This is a genomic window from Streptomyces sp. NPDC021093 (assembly GCF_044333135.1).
Taxonomy (GTDB): Bacteria; Actinomycetota; Actinomycetes; order Streptomycetales; family Streptomycetaceae; genus Streptomyces.
Genome location: NZ_JBIRQJ010000006.1, coordinates 72,827 through 91,676 on the forward strand (window position 1 = coordinate 72,827; position 18,850 = coordinate 91,676).

17 protein-coding genes are annotated in these 18,850 nt (G+C 69.7%); 8 read left to right on the top strand and 9 right to left on the bottom strand.

Going from position 1 to position 18,850, the window contains the following annotated elements:
• Positions 1 to 72: 72 nt before the first annotated feature.
• From ACH4SP_RS19405 to ACH4SP_RS19430, 6 genes are all read right to left on the bottom strand, one after another.
• Positions 73 to 828 (bottom strand): Tellurium resistance, encoded by a 756-nt coding sequence (locus ACH4SP_RS19405; protein ID WP_398417187.1) that lies wholly within the window; start codon positions 826 to 828, stop codon positions 73 to 75.
• A gap of 117 nt (positions 829 to 945) precedes the next feature.
• Positions 946 to 2,091 carry a DUF475 domain-containing protein gene (locus ACH4SP_RS19410; protein WP_398416491.1) on the bottom strand — a complete coding sequence of 382 codons (1,146 nt, stop codon included), beginning with the start codon at positions 2,089 to 2,091 and terminating at the stop codon, positions 946 to 948.
• A 48-nt stretch (positions 2,092 to 2,139) separates the two neighbouring features.
• Complete coding sequence (locus ACH4SP_RS19415) at positions 2,140 to 2,715, bottom strand: TerD family protein (RefSeq protein ID WP_398416493.1); 576 nt, start codon at positions 2,713 to 2,715, stop codon at positions 2,140 to 2,142.
• Between the two features lie 122 nt (positions 2,716 to 2,837).
• Positions 2,838 to 3,413: a TerD family protein gene (locus tag ACH4SP_RS19420; RefSeq protein WP_185026139.1), complete on the bottom strand. Its 576-nt coding sequence runs from the start codon at positions 3,411 to 3,413 to the stop codon at positions 2,838 to 2,840.
• A 175-nt stretch (positions 3,414 to 3,588) separates the two neighbouring features.
• Positions 3,589 to 4,059 carry a peroxiredoxin gene (locus ACH4SP_RS19425; RefSeq protein WP_398416496.1) on the bottom strand — a complete coding sequence of 157 codons (471 nt, stop codon included), beginning with the start codon at positions 4,057 to 4,059 and terminating at the stop codon, positions 3,589 to 3,591.
• 116 nt (positions 4,060 to 4,175) lie between these two features.
• On the bottom strand, positions 4,176 to 4,616 hold the full coding sequence (locus tag ACH4SP_RS19430) for a DUF3052 domain-containing protein (RefSeq protein ID WP_398416498.1): 441 nt from the start codon (positions 4,614 to 4,616) through the stop codon (positions 4,176 to 4,178).
• A gap of 528 nt (positions 4,617 to 5,144) precedes the next feature.
• On the opposite strand from ACH4SP_RS19430, the gene aceE reads away from it, so the two are divergent.
• Positions 5,145 to 7,877, top strand: coding sequence for a pyruvate dehydrogenase (acetyl-transferring), homodimeric type (gene aceE, locus ACH4SP_RS19435; protein WP_398416500.1), 2,733 nt, complete (start codon positions 5,145 to 5,147; stop codon positions 7,875 to 7,877).
• A 75-nt stretch (positions 7,878 to 7,952) separates the two neighbouring features.
• Entirely contained in the window at positions 7,953 to 8,735 is a 783-nt protein-coding gene (locus tag ACH4SP_RS19440; RefSeq protein WP_398416501.1) for a potassium channel family protein, read from the top strand.
• On the opposite strand, the gene ACH4SP_RS19445 is transcribed toward ACH4SP_RS19440, so the two are convergent.
• Both ACH4SP_RS19445 and ACH4SP_RS19450 read right to left on the bottom strand, forming a co-directional pair.
• On the bottom strand, positions 8,716 to 9,144 hold the full coding sequence (locus ACH4SP_RS19445; protein ID WP_398417188.1) for a peptidase inhibitor family I36 protein: 429 nt from the start codon (positions 9,142 to 9,144) through the stop codon (positions 8,716 to 8,718). The genes ACH4SP_RS19440 and ACH4SP_RS19445 overlap by 20 nt on opposite strands.
• A 236-nt stretch (positions 9,145 to 9,380) precedes the next feature.
• Positions 9,381 to 10,976: an MFS transporter gene (locus ACH4SP_RS19450; protein ID WP_398417189.1), complete on the bottom strand. Its 1,596-nt coding sequence runs from the start codon at positions 10,974 to 10,976 to the stop codon at positions 9,381 to 9,383.
• A 131-nt stretch (positions 10,977 to 11,107) separates the two neighbouring features.
• On the opposite strand from ACH4SP_RS19450, the gene ACH4SP_RS19455 reads away from it, so the two are divergent.
• The 5 genes from ACH4SP_RS19455 (at position 11,108) to ACH4SP_RS19475 (ending at position 16,413) form a co-directional block, all read left to right on the top strand.
• Positions 11,108 to 11,851 (top strand): TetR family transcriptional regulator, encoded by a 744-nt coding sequence (locus ACH4SP_RS19455; RefSeq protein WP_398416504.1) that lies wholly within the window; start codon positions 11,108 to 11,110, stop codon positions 11,849 to 11,851.
• Between the two features lie 79 nt (positions 11,852 to 11,930).
• Positions 11,931 to 13,166 (top strand): alpha/beta hydrolase, encoded by a 1,236-nt coding sequence (locus ACH4SP_RS19460; protein WP_398416506.1) that lies wholly within the window; start codon positions 11,931 to 11,933, stop codon positions 13,164 to 13,166.
• An 84-nt stretch (positions 13,167 to 13,250) separates the two neighbouring features.
• Positions 13,251 to 14,162, top strand: a complete 912-nt coding sequence (locus ACH4SP_RS19465; RefSeq protein WP_398416508.1) for a DUF4429 domain-containing protein — start codon at positions 13,251 to 13,253, stop codon at positions 14,160 to 14,162.
• 143 nt (positions 14,163 to 14,305) lie between these two features.
• Positions 14,306 to 15,736, top strand: a complete 1,431-nt coding sequence (locus tag ACH4SP_RS19470) for a sensor histidine kinase (protein WP_398416510.1) — start codon at positions 14,306 to 14,308, stop codon at positions 15,734 to 15,736.
• The gene (locus tag ACH4SP_RS19475; protein WP_398416513.1) at positions 15,733 to 16,413 is read left to right on the top strand and encodes a response regulator; all 681 of its coding nucleotides are present in this window, start codon (positions 15,733 to 15,735) and stop codon (positions 16,411 to 16,413) included. Before ACH4SP_RS19470 ends, ACH4SP_RS19475 begins: the two co-directional genes overlap by 4 nt.
• A gap of 2 nt (positions 16,414 to 16,415) precedes the next feature.
• Here ACH4SP_RS19475 and ACH4SP_RS19480 read toward each other — a convergent pair whose 3' ends face one another.
• A complete protein-coding gene (locus ACH4SP_RS19480) occupies positions 16,416 to 17,483 on the bottom strand; it encodes a hypothetical protein (protein WP_398416515.1) in 1,068 nt (355 codons plus the stop codon).
• Between the two features lie 259 nt (positions 17,484 to 17,742).
• Between ACH4SP_RS19480 and ACH4SP_RS19485 the strand changes: the two genes are divergently transcribed.
• Positions 17,743 to 18,771: an alpha/beta hydrolase gene (locus ACH4SP_RS19485; protein WP_398416517.1), complete on the top strand. Its 1,029-nt coding sequence runs from the start codon at positions 17,743 to 17,745 to the stop codon at positions 18,769 to 18,771.
• Positions 18,772 to 18,850 lie beyond the last annotated feature (79 nt).

Below are 18,850 nucleotides of genomic sequence, written 5' to 3' on the forward strand. Positions count from 1 at the left end.
GGCAATCCGGAGGTTTCCGGCTCCCCGGAGGCTTCCGCCCTCCGGGGGTTTCCGGCCCCCGGGTCCCGCTGCTCAGGCCTTGGTCTTGTAGCCCCGGCCCCACTGGAGTCCCCAGCCGTACAGCCGGTCGAGCTCGGCCTGGAATCCGTAGACGAACTTCACCTCGCGGCGCACGACCAGGCCGTCCTTGGTGTTCTCGATGGTGAAGACGGCGCAGGAGCGGGCCTGCGGGGCGCGCTCGTCGAGTGCGATCTCGATGCGCGGGCCGTTGCTCGGGTAGAGCGTGACGACGGCGTGGGTGCGGTCGAAGGCCGGGGTCTGGTCGTAGATGTAGACGAAGACCAGCAGCCGCTTGATCTCTTCCCGGTGGTCGAGGTTGATGAATATCGTCTCGCCGGAGGGGGCGCCGAACCGGTCGTCGCCGCTGAGCTTCACGTACGGCGGGCCGTTCATGTCGCCGAAGAAGCCGCCCAGGGGCTGTACGACGCCCTTGGCGCCGTCGCTCAGCTCGTACAGGCAGCCGAGGTCCAGGTCGACGTTGACGACGCCCTGGGTGTGCGCCTGGACCGTCTCCGGCTGGAAGAACTTGAAGGAGCGGCTCAGGAAGCCGCCGCTGTGCTTCTGCCGGCCGCCGATGTCGGAGGTGCGCATCCGCCAGGAGAGGTTCACCCGCAGGCTGCCGGTGTCGGCGCCCTGCTTGCTGAGCGAGACCACCGGATGGCGTTTGGTCAGCTCGATGGAGTTGGTCGCGGCACTTCCCGAGTCGAACTGCGCGGAGTTGTCCCGCCAGCCGTCCAGCTTCTCCCGGATCCTGTCCCAGAAGTCCATCGCCCCCACCCCCACCACTGTCTTCCCCGCCGCCCGGTCACAGCCCAACGGGGCGGCCACCGCGGCAAGTGTGCCGTGTGGCCGCCCCGTTGAGAGCGTTCCTCAATCCCGTCCGGGTCACACCCCGGAGGAGACTTCGTCCTGTTTCTTAAAATCCGCTCCGCCCTCTTCCGCCGCGATCCGCTTGTTGCGGCGGACCGAGGACCAGAAGGACCAGGCGATCAGGAGGACGCCGACGCCGCCGGTGATGACCTCGTGGATCTCGTACTGGATGGTCACGAGCAGGATGACGGACAGGGCGCCGATCGCGTAGTGCGCGCCGTGCTCCAGGTAGACGTAGTCGTCCAGGGTGCCCTGGCGGACCAGGTAGACCGTCAGCGAACGTACGTACATCGCGCCGATGCCCAGGCCCAGCGCCATCAGGACGATGTCGTTGGTGACGGCGAAGGCGCCGATGACGCCGTCGAAGGAGAACGACGCGTCCAGGACCTCAAGGTAGAGGAACAGGAAGAACGCGGCCTTGCCCGCGATGGCCATGCCGGTGTTCTTCTTGCCGGTGCGCCTGGCCTCTTCCTCGGCCTCGTGCTCGCGCTCCTCGTCCTCCTCCAGCTTGTTCTCGAAGAAGCCGGAGAGGCCGCCCACGATCAGATACGTGATCAGGCCGGCGACGCCCGAGATCAGTACGGTCTCGGCCTTGTTGACGTGCGTGCCACCGTGCTGGTGGGCGTTGACCGCGAAGGTCATCGAGGTGATCAGCAGGACGATCAGGGCGATGCAGACCGACAGCATGTCGACCTTGCCGAGCTTGGCCAGCGGGCGCTCCAGCCAGGCGAGCCACTTGATGTCACGGTCCTCGAAGATGAAGTCGAGGAAGATCATCATCAGGAACATGCCACCGAAGGCGGCGATCGACGGGTGGGCGTCGGTCACCAGCTGCTTGTACATGTCCTTGTCGGTCATCGCCAGGTCGACGGCCTCGATCGGACCGATCTTGGCACTGACGGCAACGATGACGACGGGGAAGACGAGGCGCATGCCGAACACGGCGATCAGAATGCCGACCGTCAAGAAGATCTTCTGCCAGAAGGCACTCATCTTCTTGAGGATCCCGGCGTTGACCACCGCGTTGTCGAAGGACAGCGAGATCTCCAGGATGGACAGGATCGCCACGATTCCGAAGCCGGTCCACCCCCCGTAGAGAACCGCCGCGACCAGGCCGAGCGCGGTAACCGCGAACGACCAGCCGAAGGTTTTCAGAACCACTGGCTACCCCATCGTTGAGTACGACTCTCCCCCGCCGAGGGCGGGGCTTTACGAAACGTTGACCCCGAAGTCTAGAGCGATGCCCCGCAGCCCGGACGCGTACCCCTGCCCAACTGCGCGGAACTTCCACTCTCCGCCGTACCGGTAGACCTCGCCGAAGATCATCGCGGTCTCGCTGGAGGCGTCCTCACTGAGGTCGTAACGGGCGAGCTCCTGGCCGTCCGCCTGATTCACGACGCGGATGAAGGCATTGCTGACCTGGCCGAACGTCTGGCCGCGGTTGTCGGCGTCATGGATCGAGACCGGAAAGATGATCTTGTCCACGGTGGTCGGCACCCTGGAGAGGTCGATGAGCAGCGACTCGTCGTCGCCGTCGCCCTCACCCGTGAGGTTGTCACCCGTGTGCTCTACGGAGCCCTCGGGGCTGGTGAGGTTGTTGTAGAAGATGAAGTACTCGTCGCCGAGCACCCGGCCGTCCTTGCAGAGCAGTGCGCTGGCGTCCAGGTCGAAGTCGGCCCCGGTGGTGGAACGTGCGTCCCAGCCGAGCCCGACGAGTACCTGGGTGAGGTTCGGAGCGGCCTTGGAGAGGGAGACATTGCCTCCCTTGGCGAGCGTGACGCCCATGATCTTTTCTTCCTCCCCGCGGTGAAACTTCTTCGTAGGCGCGTCCGGCGCCGCACGTGAAGAGTGCGGCGCCGGACGGAATGCGGTGTGTGCCTGGCTCGGACGCTCAGACGCTCATGCGCTCAGACGTTGACGCCGAAGTCCTGCGCGATGCCGCGCAGGCCCGAGGCGTAGCCCTGGCCGATGGCACGGAACTTCCACTCCGCGCCGTTGCGGTAGAGCTCGCCGAAGACCATGGCGGTCTCCGTCGAGGCGTCCTCGCTGAGGTCGTAGCGGGCGAGCTCGTTGCCGTCCGCCTGGTTCACGACGCGGATGTACGCGTTGCGGACCTGGCCGAAGCTCTGCTGGCGGGACTCGGCCTCGTAGATCGAGACCGGGAAGACGATCTTGGCGACATCGGCCGGGACACCGGCCAGGTTCACCTTGATGACCTCGTCGTCGCCCTCGCCCTCACCGGTGAGGTTGTCACCGGTGTGCTCGACGGAGCCGTCGGGGCTCTTGAGGTTGTTGAAGAAGACGAAGTTCGAGTCGTTGGCGACCTTGCCCGCGTCGTTCGTCAGCAGGGCGCTGGCGTCGAGGTCGAAGTCGCCACCGGTGGTGGTGCGCGCGTCCCAGCCCAGACCGACGATGACCGCCGTCAGGTTCGGGGCGGCCTTGGACAGCGAGACGTTTCCGCCCTTGCTGAGGCTGACTCCCACGAGTCCTCCAAAATGTCGAGGGGCTCAGGAGAAGCCCTGCCCCCGTAGTACAGCTGGCATCGGATCAACGGTTTGATCCTAGTGACCGGTTCCCGGCACGGCAGGACTTAAGTCCCGAATTCCTCAGGTCTCCGGACAGGGTCCGGGATTCCGGCACCCAAGGCTCCCGTGCGGATCAGAGCGTGTCGAGGGCCTTGACGTAGTCGTTCAGGTCACGAGCGTCGGGCAGGCCGTTGACGACGGTCCAGCGGACCGTGCCCTCCTTGTCGATGATGAAGGTGCCGCGCACCGCGCAGCCCTTCTCCTCGTCGAAGACGCCGTACGCGCGCGAGACGTTGCCGTGCGGCCAGAAGTCGGACAGCAGCGGGTACTCCAGACCCTCCTGCTCGCCGAAGACGCGCAGGGTGTGCATGGAGTCGCTGGAGACCGCGAGGAGCTGCACGTCGTCGTTCTGGAACTTCGGGAGCTCGTCGCGCAGGGCGCACAGCTCGCCGGTGCAGACGCCGGTGAAGGCGAAGGGGTAGAAGAGGAGCACGACGTTCTTCTCGCCCCGGAAGTCGGACAGGCGCACGGTGCGGCCGTGGTTGTCCTTGAGTACGAAGTCCGGGGCCTCGGTGCCCGCCTCGATCGCCGTGTCGGTCGCCATGGGGATGCGCTTCCCTTCGTTGGGCTGTTCGGGTGGTGCCAGCGTACGCAAAGGACCCCCGCCGACCTGGGTCGGCGGGGGTCCTCGCGTACTGCGTGATGGGGTGTCTCCGGCCGTTAGCGCTTGCCGGGCTTCGCCGCCTTGGGGGAGACCAGACGGCTGCCCGTCCAGTCCTTGGCCGCGCTGAGGCTCTTGGTCTGCGAGAGACCGGCGGTGGTCGCGGCTTCGTTGATGTCGCTCGGTTCGACATAGCCGTCACGGCCGGTCTTCGGAGTCATCAGCCAGACGGTGCCACCGTCCTCGACGAGCCCGATGACGTCCACCAACGCGTCCGTCAGGTCGCCGTCCTCGTCCCTGAACCACAGGACGACGGCATCAGCCACGTCGTCGTAGTCCTCGTCGACGAGTTCGCCGCCGATGATCTCCTCGATGGCTTCGCGGAGCTCCTGATCGACATCGTCGTCGAAGCCGATCTCCTGGACCACCTGCTCGGGCTGGAAACCCAGCCTCGCGGCAAGGTTGGTCCGCTCCTCCGCGTGGTCCGCGGTCGCGCTCACGGTTTGCCTCCTGATCTTTTTTCGGGAAGTGCTTTTTCAGCAATGTGCCTGAGCCGCGCGCGTGCGCGGCATTGGCCGTAGTCCACACGGACGGGACCGATCGCGCAAGTACCCGGCCGTCGAGACCGCCGAAACGGTGACGGATGGGGCGCCCCCGCCGCAACTCCTGACGCCTCCTGGAGCCCGCGCAGTGATTCATCCCACACCATTCGAGCCGCTTTGCCATGTTCTGCACCTTCGGTGCGCCAATCGGGAACGAACGGCCTTACGGAACGCATGAACGGGTTGGGCGTAAGGTTGCGATTTGGCCGGGGCCGCACTGCGGCGCCGGCCGGGCGGTCGGTCCGCGGCGGCGGCTCCCCCCTGGTTACCGCTCAGTAGAGATGACGTTTGCGTCCCCTGGGTACACGATGGCTGTGGCGCGAACCCCCCAGAAAGAGACCTCCAGACAGCTGCATACGCGGTGGGCGACACCTCGGTGACGGACCCGCACGTGTGCGGTCACTTCCCTACCAGTGAAGGAACAGCGTGGCTTCCGGATCCGATCGCAACCCGATCATCATTGGCGGCCTGCCGAGCCAGGTCCCGGATTTCGATCCCGAGGAGACCCAGGAATGGCTCGACTCGCTTGACGCGGCCGTCGACGAGCGGGGCCGCGAGCGCGCCCGCTACCTGATGCTCCGTCTGATCGAGCGCGCCCGCGAGAAGCGCGTGGCCGTGCCCGAGATGCGCAGCACGGACTACGTCAACACGATCGCCACCAAGGACGAGCCGTTCTTCCCGGGCGACGAGGAGATCGAGCGCAAGGTCCTCAACGCGACCCGCTGGAACGCGGCCGTGATGGTCTCCCGGGCCCAGCGTCCCGGCATCGGCGTCGGCGGCCACATCGCCACCTTCGCCTCCTCCGCCTCGCTGTACGACGTGGGCTTCAACCACTTCTTCCGCGGCAAGGACGAGGGCGACGGCGGCGACCAGATCTTCTTCCAGGGGCACGCCTCCCCCGGCATCTACGCCCGCGCGTTCCTGCTGGACCGGCTGACGGAGCAGAACCTCGACGCGTTCCGCCAGGAGAAGTCGAAGTTCCCCAACGGCCTCTCCTCGTACCCGCACCCGCGGCTGATGCCGGACTTCTGGGAGTTCCCGACCGTCTCGATGGGTCTCGGCCCCCTCGGTGCGATCTACCAGGCCCGCATGAACCGCTACATGGAGGCGCGCGGCATCGCCGACACCTCCAAGTCGCACGTCTGGGCCTACCTCGGCGACGGCGAGATGGACGAGCCCGAGTCGCTCGGCCAGCTCTCCATCGCCGCCCGCGAGGGCCTCGACAACCTGACCTTCGTCGTCAACTGCAATCTGCAGCGCCTCGACGGCCCGGTGCGCGGCAACGGCAAGGTCATCCAGGAGCTGGAGTCGCAGTTCCGCGGCGCCGGCTGGAACGTCATCAAGCTGGTCTGGGACCGTTCCTGGGACCCGCTGCTCGCGCAGGACCGCACCGGCATCCTGGTCAACAAGCTCAACACGACCCCGGACGGCCAGTTCCAGACGTACGCCACCGAGACCGGCGCGTACATCCGCGACCACTTCTTCGGTGACGACCAGCGGCTGCGCGACATGGTCAAGGACATGTCGGACGAGCAGATCCTGCACCTGGGGCGCGGCGGCCACGACCACAAGAAGGTGTACGCGGCGTACGCGGCGGCCAAGGCGCACAAGGGCCAGCCGACCGTGATCCTCGCACAGACGGTCAAGGGCTGGACGCTCGGACCGAACTTCGAGGGCCGCAACGCCACGCACCAGATGAAGAAGCTGACCGCGGACGACCTGAAGCGCTTCCGCGACCGGCTGCACATCCCGATCGCCGACAAGGAGCTGGAGGACGGCGCGCCGCCGTACTACCACCCGGGCCGGGACTCGGAAGAGATCCAGTACATGCACGACCGCCGCAAGAGCCTGGGCGGTTACGTGCCTTCGCGCGTCGTACGCGCCAAGCCGCTGGCACTGCCCGAGGACAAGACGTACGCGGCTGCGAAGAAGGGCTCGGGCCAGCAGTCGATCGCCACGACCATGGCGTTCGTACGTGTCCTGAAGGACCTCATGCGGGACAAGGAGATCGGCAAGCGTTTCGTGCTGATCGCGCCCGACGAGTACCGCACCTTCGGCATGGACGCGTTCTTCCCGAGCGCAAAGATCTACAACCCGCTCGGCCAGCAGTACGAGTCCGTGGACCGCGAACTGCTGCTCGCGTACAAGGAGTCGCCGACCGGTCAGATGCTGCACGACGGCATCTCCGAGGCGGGCTGCACGGCCTCGCTGATCGCCGCGGGCTCGGCGTACGCCACGCACGGCGAGCCGCTGATCCCGGTGTACGTCTTCTACTCGATGTTCGGTTTCCAGCGCACCGGTGACCAGTTCTGGCAGATGGCCGATCAGCTTTCGCGCGGCTTCGTACTGGGCGCGACCGCCGGTCGTACGACGCTGACCGGTGAGGGCCTCCAGCACGCGGACGGCCACTCGCAGCTGCTCGCCTCGACGAACCCGGGCTGCGTCTCGTACGACCCGGCCTTCGGGTACGAGATCGCGCACATCGTGCAGGACGGTCTGAAGAGGATGTACGGCGAGAACGCCGAGGACGTCTTCTACTACCTGACCGTCTACAACGAGCCGATCCAGCACCCGGCCGAGCCGGAGAACGTCGACGCCGAGGGCATCCTCAAGGGCATCTACCGCTACAAGAGCGGCGAAGAGGGCTCCATCCCGGCCCAGCTCATGGCGTCCGGCGTGGCCGTGCCGTGGGCGGTCGAGGCCCAGCAGATCCTCGCCGACGAGTGGAACGTCAAGGCCGACATCTGGTCCGCGACGTCCTGGAACGAGCTGCGGCGCGAGGCCGTGGAGTGCGAGGAGCACAACCTCCTGCACCCCGAGGAAGAGATCCGCGTGCCGTACGTGACGCAGAAGCTCGACGGCGCCGAGGGACCGTTCGTGGCGGTCTCCGACTGGATGCGTTCGGTTCCGGACCAGATCTCGCGCTGGGTGCCGGGTGCGTACACCTCGCTCGGTGCGGACGGCTTCGGCTTCGCGGACACGCGCGGTGCGGCCCGTCGCTTCTTCCACATCGACGCGCAGTCGATCGTCCTGGCGACGCTCTCCGAGCTGGCCAAGGCGGGGAAGATCGACCGCAGCGCGCTGAAGCAGGCGGTGGACCGCTACAAGCTGCTCGACGTGACGGCGGCCGACCCGGGTGCCGCGGGCGGCGACGCGTAACGCTGTCCGGTCTCCGGTGAAGGCGGTGGGAACCCTCGGGCTCCCACCGCCTTCACGCGTCTTACGATGCCGGGCATGAAGCAACAGACCGCCCAGGTCCGGTGGGAGCGGCGCACCCAGAATCCCCTGTTGGTGCTCGCGCTCGCCTTCGCCGTCGCCTACGCCGTGCCGATCGTGGCCCCGGACGCCGCCCGTGGGGTGCACCGGGCGTGCGCGTGGACCGAGTGGGTGGTGTGGGGCGCGTTCGCACTGGACTACCTGGTGCGGCTGGCGCTGGCTCCGGCCAAGTGGCTGTTCGTACGGAGCCATCCGCTGGACCTGCTCGCGGTGCTGCTGCCGCTGGCCAGGCCGCTGCGGCTGCTGCGGCTGGTGTCGACGCTGCTGCTCGTGGGGCGGCGGGCGCGGATGGCGTCGCAGATCACGCTGACCGCCTATGTGGCCGGTGCGGTGGTGGGTCTGCTGATGTTCGGTTCGCTGGCCGTACTGGAGGTCGAGCGGGACGCGCCCGGCGGGAACATCAAGTCGCTGGGTGACGCGGTGTGGTGGTCCTTCACCACGATGACCACGGTGGGGTACGGGGACCACTCCCCCACCACCGGGCTCGGCCGGTTCCTCGCGGTGGGCCTGATGCTGTCCGGGATCGCGCTGCTCGGTGTGGTGACGGCGAACATCGCGGCCTGGTTCATCGCCCGCTTCGAGCGGGACGACGTCGAGGAGCGCCGCCGGACGGCGCTCCTCGACGCACTGATGGTGGAGGTCAGGGAGCTCAGGGCGGAGGTCGGCCGGCTGAGCCCCGAGGGCCGGCCCGCTGTTCCGCAGCAGGTTCCCGGTTCCGGCGTCAGCTCTCCCACACCTTGAACGCCCGCACCCGGTAGGGGGATTGGGGCACCCAGCTGCCGCTGCCCGGATAGGTGTCGAACTCGCCCGTCTCGGCGCACTCGGCCGACTGGTACGCGGTGACCGGGCGGCCGGTGCGGTTGGCGAGGGCCTGCGCGTCGGTGCCGGGCGGCAGCGGGACGCAGGACTCGATGTCGGTGCCGGCCAGTTCGTGGGCGTACCGCCTGCCCTTGAAGTCGGGCTTCTGCCAGAGGCAGAGCTCACCCGCGGCGCAACTGCCGAGCCGGACGGCCGCGCGGGCGGCGCTCGCGGGTGCGGCGGCCTCGGGTGCGGCGCTCGCGGGTGCGGCGGTCTGCGGCAGCAGGGCGGTGGTGGTCAGGGCGGTGGCGGCGAGAGCGGCGGCCAGCGCGGGCGTACGGGTCAGCTTCATGAGGTCCCCCCGGTTCGTGCGGATCAAGTGCACGCACTGTGACCTGCAGAAACGATGGCGTGGAAGGGGCCTCGCAGCGGATCACCCGGATAGGCGACAGCCCCGCCGGAACCGTCCCGGCGGGGCTGTACGGGCGCGGAATTGACGCTTCCGCGCGTGCGGTTGACGGCTGTTGTCGTGCGGTCGACGTGTGCGGTCGACGGCCGCTGCCGTGCGGTCGGCACGTGCGCGGGGCGTCAGATGTGGACTCCGCCGCCCGCCGCGTCCGCGTTCGCACCGCGCTTGGTGAAGAGGGCGACGATGGCGGCGACGACGGCGACTCCGCCGCCGACCGAGAAGGCGAGGCCCATGCCCGACACGAACGTGTCATGGATGACGCCCGAAATGACCTTGAAGGCGTCCGGCGTCATGCCCGGCGCCTGAGCCAGTTCCCTCGGCACGATGCCGAACTCCGCCGCCTGCTCCAGCTGCGGCGACGGCGGCGTCGGAATGCCCGCTTCCTTCCAGTTGCCCGCGAACTCGGCGTTGACGCGCGAGGACATCACTGCGCCGAGGACGGCCGTGCCGAGCGCACCGCCGACCTGCATGCCGGCCTGCTGGAGGCCGCCGGCCACACCGGACAGCTCCAGCGGGGCGTTGCCGACGATGACCTCGGTGGCGCCGACCATGACCGGCGCGAGGCCGAGACCGAGCAGGGCGAACCACAGCGACATGGTCAGGGTGCCCGTACCGACGGCCAGCTGGGACATGCCGAACATCGCGACCGCGGTGCACACCATGCCGCCGACCAGCGGCACGCGCGGCCCGAACTTGGTGATCAGCAGGCCCGCGACCGGCGAGGAGACGATCATCATGCCGGTCAGCGGCAGCAGGTGCAGACCGCTGTCGACCGGGCTCAGGCCGTGCACGCCCTGGAGGTAGAACGTCACGAAGAAGAGGCCGCCCATGAACGCGAACGCCATCAGCACCATGAGGACCACACCGGCCGACAGCGGCACGGAGCGGAACATGGCCAGCGGAATCAGCGGCTCCTTGGCCTTGGTCTCCCAGACGGCGAACAGCACGAACAGGAGGACCGAACCGCCCACGCACAGCCAGGTGTTGGTGCCTCCCCAGCCCCAGGACTCACCGGCCTTGATGAGTCCGTAGACGAGTGCGCCCATCGCGCCCGAGAGCAGCAGGATGCCGGGGATGTCGAAGGACCGCGGCGCGTTCTCGGCGCGGTGGTCGCGCAGCACGACCAGGCCGAAGACCAGGGCGATGATGCCGACCGGCACGTTGATGAAGAAGACGGACTGCCAGGAGACGTGCTCGACGAGCAGGCCGCCGACGATCGGGCCGCCCGCGGTGGAGGCGCCGATGACCATGCCCCAGATGCCGATCGCCATGTTCAGCTTCTCGGCCGGGAAGGTGGCGCGCAGCAGGCCGAGCGCGGCCGGCATGAGCAGTGCGCCGAACAGGCCCTGGAGCACGCGGAACGCGATGACCAGGCCGATCTCCGTGGAGAAGCCGATGGCGGCGGAGGCTGCGGCGAAGCCCGCGATGCCTATCAGGAAGGTCTGCCGGTGGCCGAAGCGGTCACCGAGCTTTCCCGCGGTGATCAGTGCGACGGCGAGCGCGAGCAGATAGCCGTTGGTGATCCACTGGACGTCGGCGAGCGACGCCTTGAGGTCGTGCTGGATGGCGGGGTTGGCGATGGCGACGATCGTGCCGTCGAGGGCGACCATCATCACGCCGATGGCCACGGAGAAGAGCGTCAGCCACGGGTGGCCGCGAAGCCCCTTGGCCTGTTGCGGTACGGGGTCGGGGCCCGGCGGCACCTTGTCCAGCATGGTCTGTGCAGTCATGATTCCCAGATTAGTGTCAGCCACTGACAGTTGACGAACCAATTCACAAGCCGGTAACTGTCAGGTAGCTCACAGGTAAGCTGAGCAGGGCAAATCAGAGAAACGGGACCGAGGCGATGGCGGACCAGCGGAATGCGGCAGGCCCCACCGGGCCGCGGGTGTGCGGTCTGCGCGAGCGCAAGAAGCGGCGCACCCGGGACTCACTGCTGCGCGTCGCGCTCGAACTGTTCACCTCGCAGGGGTACGAGCGGACAACCGTCGACGAGATCGCGGACGCCGTCGAGGTCTCGCAGCGCACCTTCTTCCGCTACTTCGCGTCCAAGGAGGAGGTCGCCTTCACCGTCGTGTCGATGGTGGAGGCCCGCTTCCTGGAGGCGATCCGCCAGCGGCCCGCAGACGAGAACCCGCTCACCGCCCTGCACAACGCCGTGACCTGGGCATGGGACTCCCTGGGCGAGGCGATCGAGGCCGTCGTGCCGATCGAGCTGCACATGCGCACGTACCAGATGATCGAGTCGACGCCGGCGCTCCTCGCGGTGCATCTGCGGCGCTCCACCGAGCTGGAGGACGCGATCGCCGCGCTCATCGCCGAGCGGGAGGGGCTCGACGTGGACGAGGACCTCCGGCCGCGGATCATCGTGGCCGCGTTCGGCGGGGTGATGCGGCTGACCGGCCGGATGTGGGGTCAGCGGGAGGACGCCAGCCTGGCGGCGATCCGGGAGATGACGGCCCGCTGCCTGGACCACCTGGGCCCGGCGCTGGCCGGGAACTGGCGGGGTTCCGAGCCCGCCAGGGCGCCCCTGGGGCCGGTCGCGGCGCCCGGCAGTCCTGGGCGCACCACCGCCGCATCCACAGCCTGACCTCCACACCTTTATCGAAACGTGATACCCGTCACGGAATAGACACGGGCCGCCGTCGTTCTCCTAGGCTGTCCCGTTAGTGACTTCCTTCGATTCCTCCCCCACCTTGACCGCGTGGCGGGCACTCCTTGCCCTGGCCGTCGTGTTCGTGATGCTCGCGATCACCGGCTGGACCGCCCTCCACCAGCAGCGCGACGACGACGTGTCCCTGAAGGAGGCTTTTGCCGCCTGGCAGCACGGCCGGTTCGACGGCCGCGAACTGCCCGACCCACAGGGCTCGCCACAGCAGGTGGCCCGCTTCTTCGGCGGGCTCTCGGCCGACCAGCAGAGCCGCCTGATCCACAAGTACCCGCAGGTCGTGGGCAACCTCAACGGTGCTCCCGTCCCTCTGCGGTTCGCCGCCAACCGGCGGTCACTGGCCCAGGCGCGGGCCGTCGAGGAGAAACGGATGCACGACGTCCGGCTCTCCAGGGCCGGAAAGCAGGACGCCGACCGGCGGATGCACCGGTTCGCCGCACTGCTGCGGGACGACCGGCAGATCCTGTCGTTCGACCCGGACGGCGGCGGACGGGTCGCCGAGGTCTTCGGCGACCTGCAGCGGGCCGAGCGCGTCTCGGTCGTCGTACCGGGCGTCGACACGAACATCGTGAACTTCGAGCGGACCTACCGCCGCTACTCCTCGCCCGTCGGGATGGCGTCCTCGCTGTACGAGGCGGAGCGCAAGACCGCACCGGGCCGCCGGGTCGCCGTCATCGCCTGGGCGGACTACACCGCTCCGGTCGGCCTCGGCATGGACGCGATGGTCGGGGTGCCCGCGCGGGCGGGAGCGGTCCGCCTGATCGCGCTGACCAAGGCGCTGCCCGGCGCCTCGTCCGTACCGATAACGCTGTTCTGCCACAGCTACGGCTCGGTGGTCTGCGGCATCGCGGCGCGTGAGCTGCCCGAGCGGGTCACCGACATCGCGGTGGCGGGCAGCCCCGGCATGCGGGCGGACTCCGCCGCGGACCTGGGCGGCCGGGCCCGGGTGTGGGCGATGCGGGACGCAGACGACTGGATCCAGGGCGTGCCGTACCTGGAGGTCGGCGGGCTCGGCCACGGCGCCGACCCGGTGTCGCCGGAGTTCGGGGCCCGGGTGCTGTCGGCGGCGGACGCCGTCGGGCACACCGGATATTTCGTGCCGGGCACCGACAGCATCGGCAATTTCGCCCGGATCGGTGTCGGCTCGTACGCGGGGCTGAGCTGCGCGAGCGGCGGAAACACCTGCCGGGACGGGGTCGACGGTGACCGCTCCGGCGGGTCCCATGGGGGTGTCTGAGGTGTCCGACGCGCGTAGAAGTACCGAAATCGGGATGGCCTTCGAGGGGCGACGTGTGAGCGGGTGCCGCATACGATGAGCCGCATGGGTGATGTGCTGGCCGGAATTCATGCCACCTGGGCGTTCGAGAGCGACTCCGTGCTCATCCGCTTCGAACGGGGGATACGTACGCCAAAGCTGCTTTCCGCGCTCGGTGAGCGGCGGATTCCGCACGAGGCGCTGGCCGACGTGACGCTGACCCCGGGCAAGCGGGGCACGGTGGTGCTGCACGCGGTGCCGAGACCGGGTGCGGATCCGCTGATGGACGCCGCGGCGGGGCAGCTCAAGGAGGGCTGCGACCCGTACCGGCTGGTGCTGCCCGCGGAGCGCGAGGTGCTCGCGGAGTACTACGCGGACGAGCTGCGGCAGCGGGTGCGCGAGGCGTCCGGGGCCGCCGGTGCGGTCGAGCCCGCGGAGCGGTTCCTGGTGGCGGCGCCCGAGGGGCCGCTGCAGTTCAAGGCGTACGACGGGAAGGCCGGCTTCGACGGCGCCCACGTGACCTTCCGGTGGTTCTGGACGGGCGCCTCGTCGGCGAAGTGGAAGGTCGGCGACCAGAGCTTTCCGGTGAGTTCGCTGAGCGGTGTCGAGTGGCGTTCACCCGACGTCTTCGACGGGCATCTGCGGCTGCTGCGGCGCGACGGTGCGCCCGACGGCGGTGCGCAGCGGGCGTCGGGGCCCGCGGACCAGGATCCGGCGGCGGTGGTGTTCGGGCTGGGGTACGGGCCGGTGCACGAGTCGCTGCCGTTCGCGGCCGCGGTGCTGGCGGCGGTACGGAGCGCGGTGCCCGCGGCGGTCACCGACCGGGACCGGGTGTCGGCCTCGGCGGTGGGGGCGGGGCGGCGCGACCCGGCGGACATCGCGGAGCGGATCCGCCACCTCGGGGAGCTGCACCAGGCGGGGCTGGTCACGGACGACGAGTTCCGCGCGAAGAAGGCCGAGCTGCTGGCGGAGCTGTAGGGGGCCGCGAAGGAAGGACGCGGGGAAGGGCGCGGGGGAAGGGCGCGGGGGAAGGGCGCAGGCGTCGTACCACGGTATGAGATCAAGCTCCGAACCACGGTATGACGTGGGAAAACGGGTGCGCTGCCTACGCTGAGGGAGCCATGAGAGAACCGACTCCGTCTCCTCCCCCGCAGCCCACCGTCCCTCCGAAACCCTCGTCCGAGCCCACCGCCGGATCTGTCGGACCTGTCGTCGACGGACTGTTCAGCGCTGCCGCGCGCCATCTGCGCGAGCTGCTGCACGCCGTCACCCACCCCTCGCACCCTCCGACGCCGCTCCTCGTCGACGCCCCGAAGCGCTGGCAGCGGCTGTTGCCGTACGTGGTGGTCCTCACCGTCGTGTGCGTGCTCTTCCCGGTCACGATCACCGTGCTGGCAGGCGACTACCGGGTGTCCGGCGGCATCGCGGGAGCGCTCGCCGCACTGCAGGTGCTGCCGCTCCTGATGATGGGGCACCGGCCGCTCCAGACGTGCTGGATCGTGCTGCCCGCGGGGGTGATCGGCAGCCTCTTCCTCTTCACCCAGCAGGGCGGCCAGGTCCGCTCCATCTGGCCCTGGCCCGCGCCCACGATCGTCGGACTGCTCTTCCTGCTGTTCGCGCTGGCCCTTCGGGAGCGCCGGCGGACGCTGGTCGGTGTGTGGCTGTTCGTCGCCCTGACGGGGATAGGGCTCGGGCAGCTCCACCCGGAGGCCAGCGACGGCACCAACCTGCTGACCGTCGTGCTGAGCGCGGTCGTGCTGGTCGTCGGCGGAGTGCTCCGGGAGCGCGGCGACGTGCAGCGCAGGCTGGTGGAGCAGGAGACCATCAGCGAGGCGGAGCGTGCGCAGCGGACCCTCCTGGAGGAACGGACGCGCATCGCCCGGGAGTTGCACGACGTGGTCGCGCACCACATGTCGATGATCACCGTGCAGGCCGATTCGGCCCCGTACCGGATCAGCGGGCTCCCGGCGGAGGCGGAGGAGGAGTTCGCCTCGATCGCGGCGAGCGCGCGGGAGTCGCTGACGGAGATGCGACGGCTGCTCGTGGTGCTGCGCAGCGAGGGCACCGAGGGCGAGCGGGCGCCGCAACCCGGGCTGAACAAGGTGCAGCAGCTGGTGGAGGCGACGGTACGGGCCGGGGTGCCCGCCGAGCTGTCGATGGCCGGGGGCCTGGGCACGGGCCCGGGTTCGCCCGCGGTACCGCAGGCGGTGGACCTGTCGGCGTACCGGATCGTGCAGGAGGCCCTGGCCAATGTGGTGCGGCACGCGCCGGGGGCGACGACCCGGGTGTCGGTACGGGTGGAGGACCTGGACCTGCTGGTGCTGATCGTCAACGGGCCCGCCCCCGAGCCGACTTCGAGGGTGGAGGCGAAGGGGGCCGGCGGGCACGGGCTGGTCGGCATGCGCGAGCGCGTACGGTTGACCGGCGGCACGCTCGACACCGGACCGCTGCCGGACGGCGGCTTCCGGGTCGCGGCCCGGCTGCCGCTGCGGAACCCCCCGAAGAACTCCACAGAGAAGAACTCCACAGAGAAGGACTCCCCCGCCCCATGACCATTCGCGTGATCATCGTCGACGACCAGGCCATGGTGCGGGCCGGATTCGCCGCGCTGCTCTCGGCGCAGGCCGACATCGATGTGGTGGGCGAGGCGCCGGACGGACGGCAGGGGGTGGAGGTCAGCCGGACCACGCACCCGGACGTCGTACTGATGGACGTGCGGATGCCGGAGATGGACGGGCTGGCCGCCGCGCGGGAGATCCTGAACCCGCCGGTGGGCGTGGTGCACCTGCCGAAGGTGCTGATGCTGACCACCTTCGACGTCGACGACTACGTGTACGAGGCGCTGCGCGCGGGTGCGTCCGGGTTCCTGCTGAAGGACGCCCCGCCGGCCGATCTGATCGCGGCGGTACGGGTGGTGGCGGCCGGCGAGGCGCTGCTCGCCCCGTCCGTGACGCGCCGCCTGATCGCGGACTTCGCCGCGCAGCGCCCCGCCCCGCGCCGGAACCCGAGCCTGCGGCTGAACGGACTGACCCCGCGCGAGACCGAGGTCCTGGAGCTGATCGCGCGCGGGCTCTCCAACCAGGAGATCGCGGACCATCTGATCCTGGCCGAACAGACGGTGAAGACCCACATCGGGCGGGTGCTGGCCAAGCTGGACCTGCGGGACCGCGCCCAGGCGGTGATCTTCGCGTACGAGTCGGGGCTGGTGTCGCCGGGCGACGCGGGATGAGGTCACCGGGCGACGGTGCGGATGCCGGTGCGGGCGCGGGTTCGGGTTCGGGTACGGAGCCAGTACGAGCGGGTGGCCACGACAAGGGCGACGCCGTACCCGGAGAAGCCGACCAGCCCGGTCCAGCTGACCAACAGGCCGTCGGCACCCGGCCCGAAGTCGCCCGCCGCGAGTTCCAGCGCGCCGAACGAGGCGAGGACCAGGTACCCGCCGCCGAGCAGACCGTACGGAAGAAGGGTCGCGGCACCGATCAGCGCCGGGGTGAGCAGCAGCCAACGCGGCACCGGGCGGCCCGCGAGGAACGGGCTCCGGCGGGGGAAGACCTGGCCCCAGGGCCGTATCAGCGCGAACAGCAGCAGACAGCCGAGCACGGCGAGCAGTGCGGTCGGGTCGAGACCCCGGGCTTCCAGGGCCAGCCACAGCCCGGAGGCTCCGTTGCGGCGGGAGGCCGCCAGCACTTCCGCGCCGGAGACTCCGGCGTAGGTTCCGCCGGTGGCCCAGATCGTCTTCATCGTCGCGTACGGGAGGAAGGCGATCACCCCCGCCCGGACGGCGAGGCGGACCCGGCGGGACGGCCCGCCCTCCCCTGCCGCCGATATCGACGGGACCGCCGAACTCACCCTCCCCGTACGGGCGTTGGCGGCCAGCACCAGCGCGCCGAGAAGCCCGAGGGCGTGGTGCGCGGTGGCGGGCAGGCTGTCGGGGAGGGCGCCGGTCAGCAGGGCGATCACATCCATCAGCAGACTGAACCCGGACACCAGGGACAGCCCGGCAAGCACCCAGAGCGCCCGCCGCAGCACAGACCGGCCCCCGGGCCGGGCGCGGGAGGCAGCGAGGGCCGCTCCTGCGGCGAGCACGGCCACCGCGACGGCGAACCAGTTCAGTACGGCGGGGACCCGGTGCGGCCCGAGTCCGAAGAGCGGCACACCGACGGCGTAACATCCGGCGGCGAACACCGCGTGCACCGCGGCCCAGCCGAGCAGCAGCCACCGAAGCAGCGGTGATTCGGGTCCGGCAGGGCCGGGACGTGATGTGACGCCGGTCACAGTCTTGTGTGTGGGGTCGGTCATGCCGCCACGTTCGCACCGCGGGCGGCGCCGCCGCGTCAACCCTGTGGCCAGGGGCTCTCCGCCGCGCGGGGGAGTTTCCCGCACCTCCGGCACGGGGGCCAGCACCACCCTCCCACCTGCGGAAATCCTCCAGTACTGCGGTATCACTCGGGAGTTGGCCCCGTGGTGTGACGCCCGGGGAGGCGTCCTCTTCCTACCTTCCTCTGCATCAAGACGTACACAGCAGAGCGCAGTGGAGCGCGACGGAGAGGGCGGGGACATGCACCGGTTCAGGAGGACCCTGGCGGCCGTCGCCGCCGTGACGGCCATGGTCGGGGGCACCGCCGGGTGGGCATCCGCCGACTCGCAGACCGCCGTCACCGGGCCGCCGCCGGGCACCGCCGCCTGGCGGAGCGAAGGGCTGATCGATCCGGTCGCCGGCACTCCTGCCCAAGTGGCGTCATTCTTCCGGGGGTTGGGCGAGCAGGAGCGGCGCGATCTCGTACGCCGCCACCCGCTCGTGGTCGGCAACCTGGACGGTGCGCCCGTCGAGCTGCGGTACGCCGCCAACCGGGCGAACATCGCCGCCGACGGCCGGTTCACCAGGCTGCTCGCCCCCGGGAAGCAGATCCTCGCCTTCGATCCGCGGGGGCGCGGCCAAGTGGCCGAGGTCTACGGGGACTTGACCGGGTCGCGGCATGTGGCCGTGATCGTGCCCGGGTCGGACATGGACGCCGCGACGTACGACCGGGCGAGGGATCCGTACGGCACTCCGGCCGGGATGGCCAGGAGCCTGCGCGGGGCGACCGACCCCGCCGACACGGCGGTGGTGGCCTGGGTCGGCTACACCACCCCCGTCGGCGTCGGCATCGACGCCGCGACCGGTGGTCTCGCCGAGGCGGGGGCCGAGCGGCTGACCCGGTTCGCCGACGGGCTCGACGCGGTCGGTGCGAGCGACCCCGCCGTGTTCTGCCACAGCTACGGGTCGGTGGTGTGCGGGATCGCCGCACCCCGGCTGAACGCCGCCGACATCGTGGCGTTCGCCTCGCCCGGAATGCGGGTGGACAGCGCGGACGGCCTGCGGACCGGGGCGCGGGTCTGGGCGGCGAAGGACCCCACCGACTGGATCGACAACGTGCCGAACATGCAGGTGCTGGGGCTGGGGCACGGGGCAGATCCGACGGCACCGTCCTTCGGGGCGCGGCGGGTCCCGGCGGCGTCGGCCCAGGGCCACACCGGGTACTTCGCGCCGGGGACGGACTCGCTGAGGACGTTCGCGGCGATAGCGGAGGAGCGGACCGGTGAGTAGGGCACGCGGCGCAACGGCGAGTACGACACGAGGCGGACCGGCGAGCAGGACGCGCGGCGGACCGGCGAGCAAGGCGTAC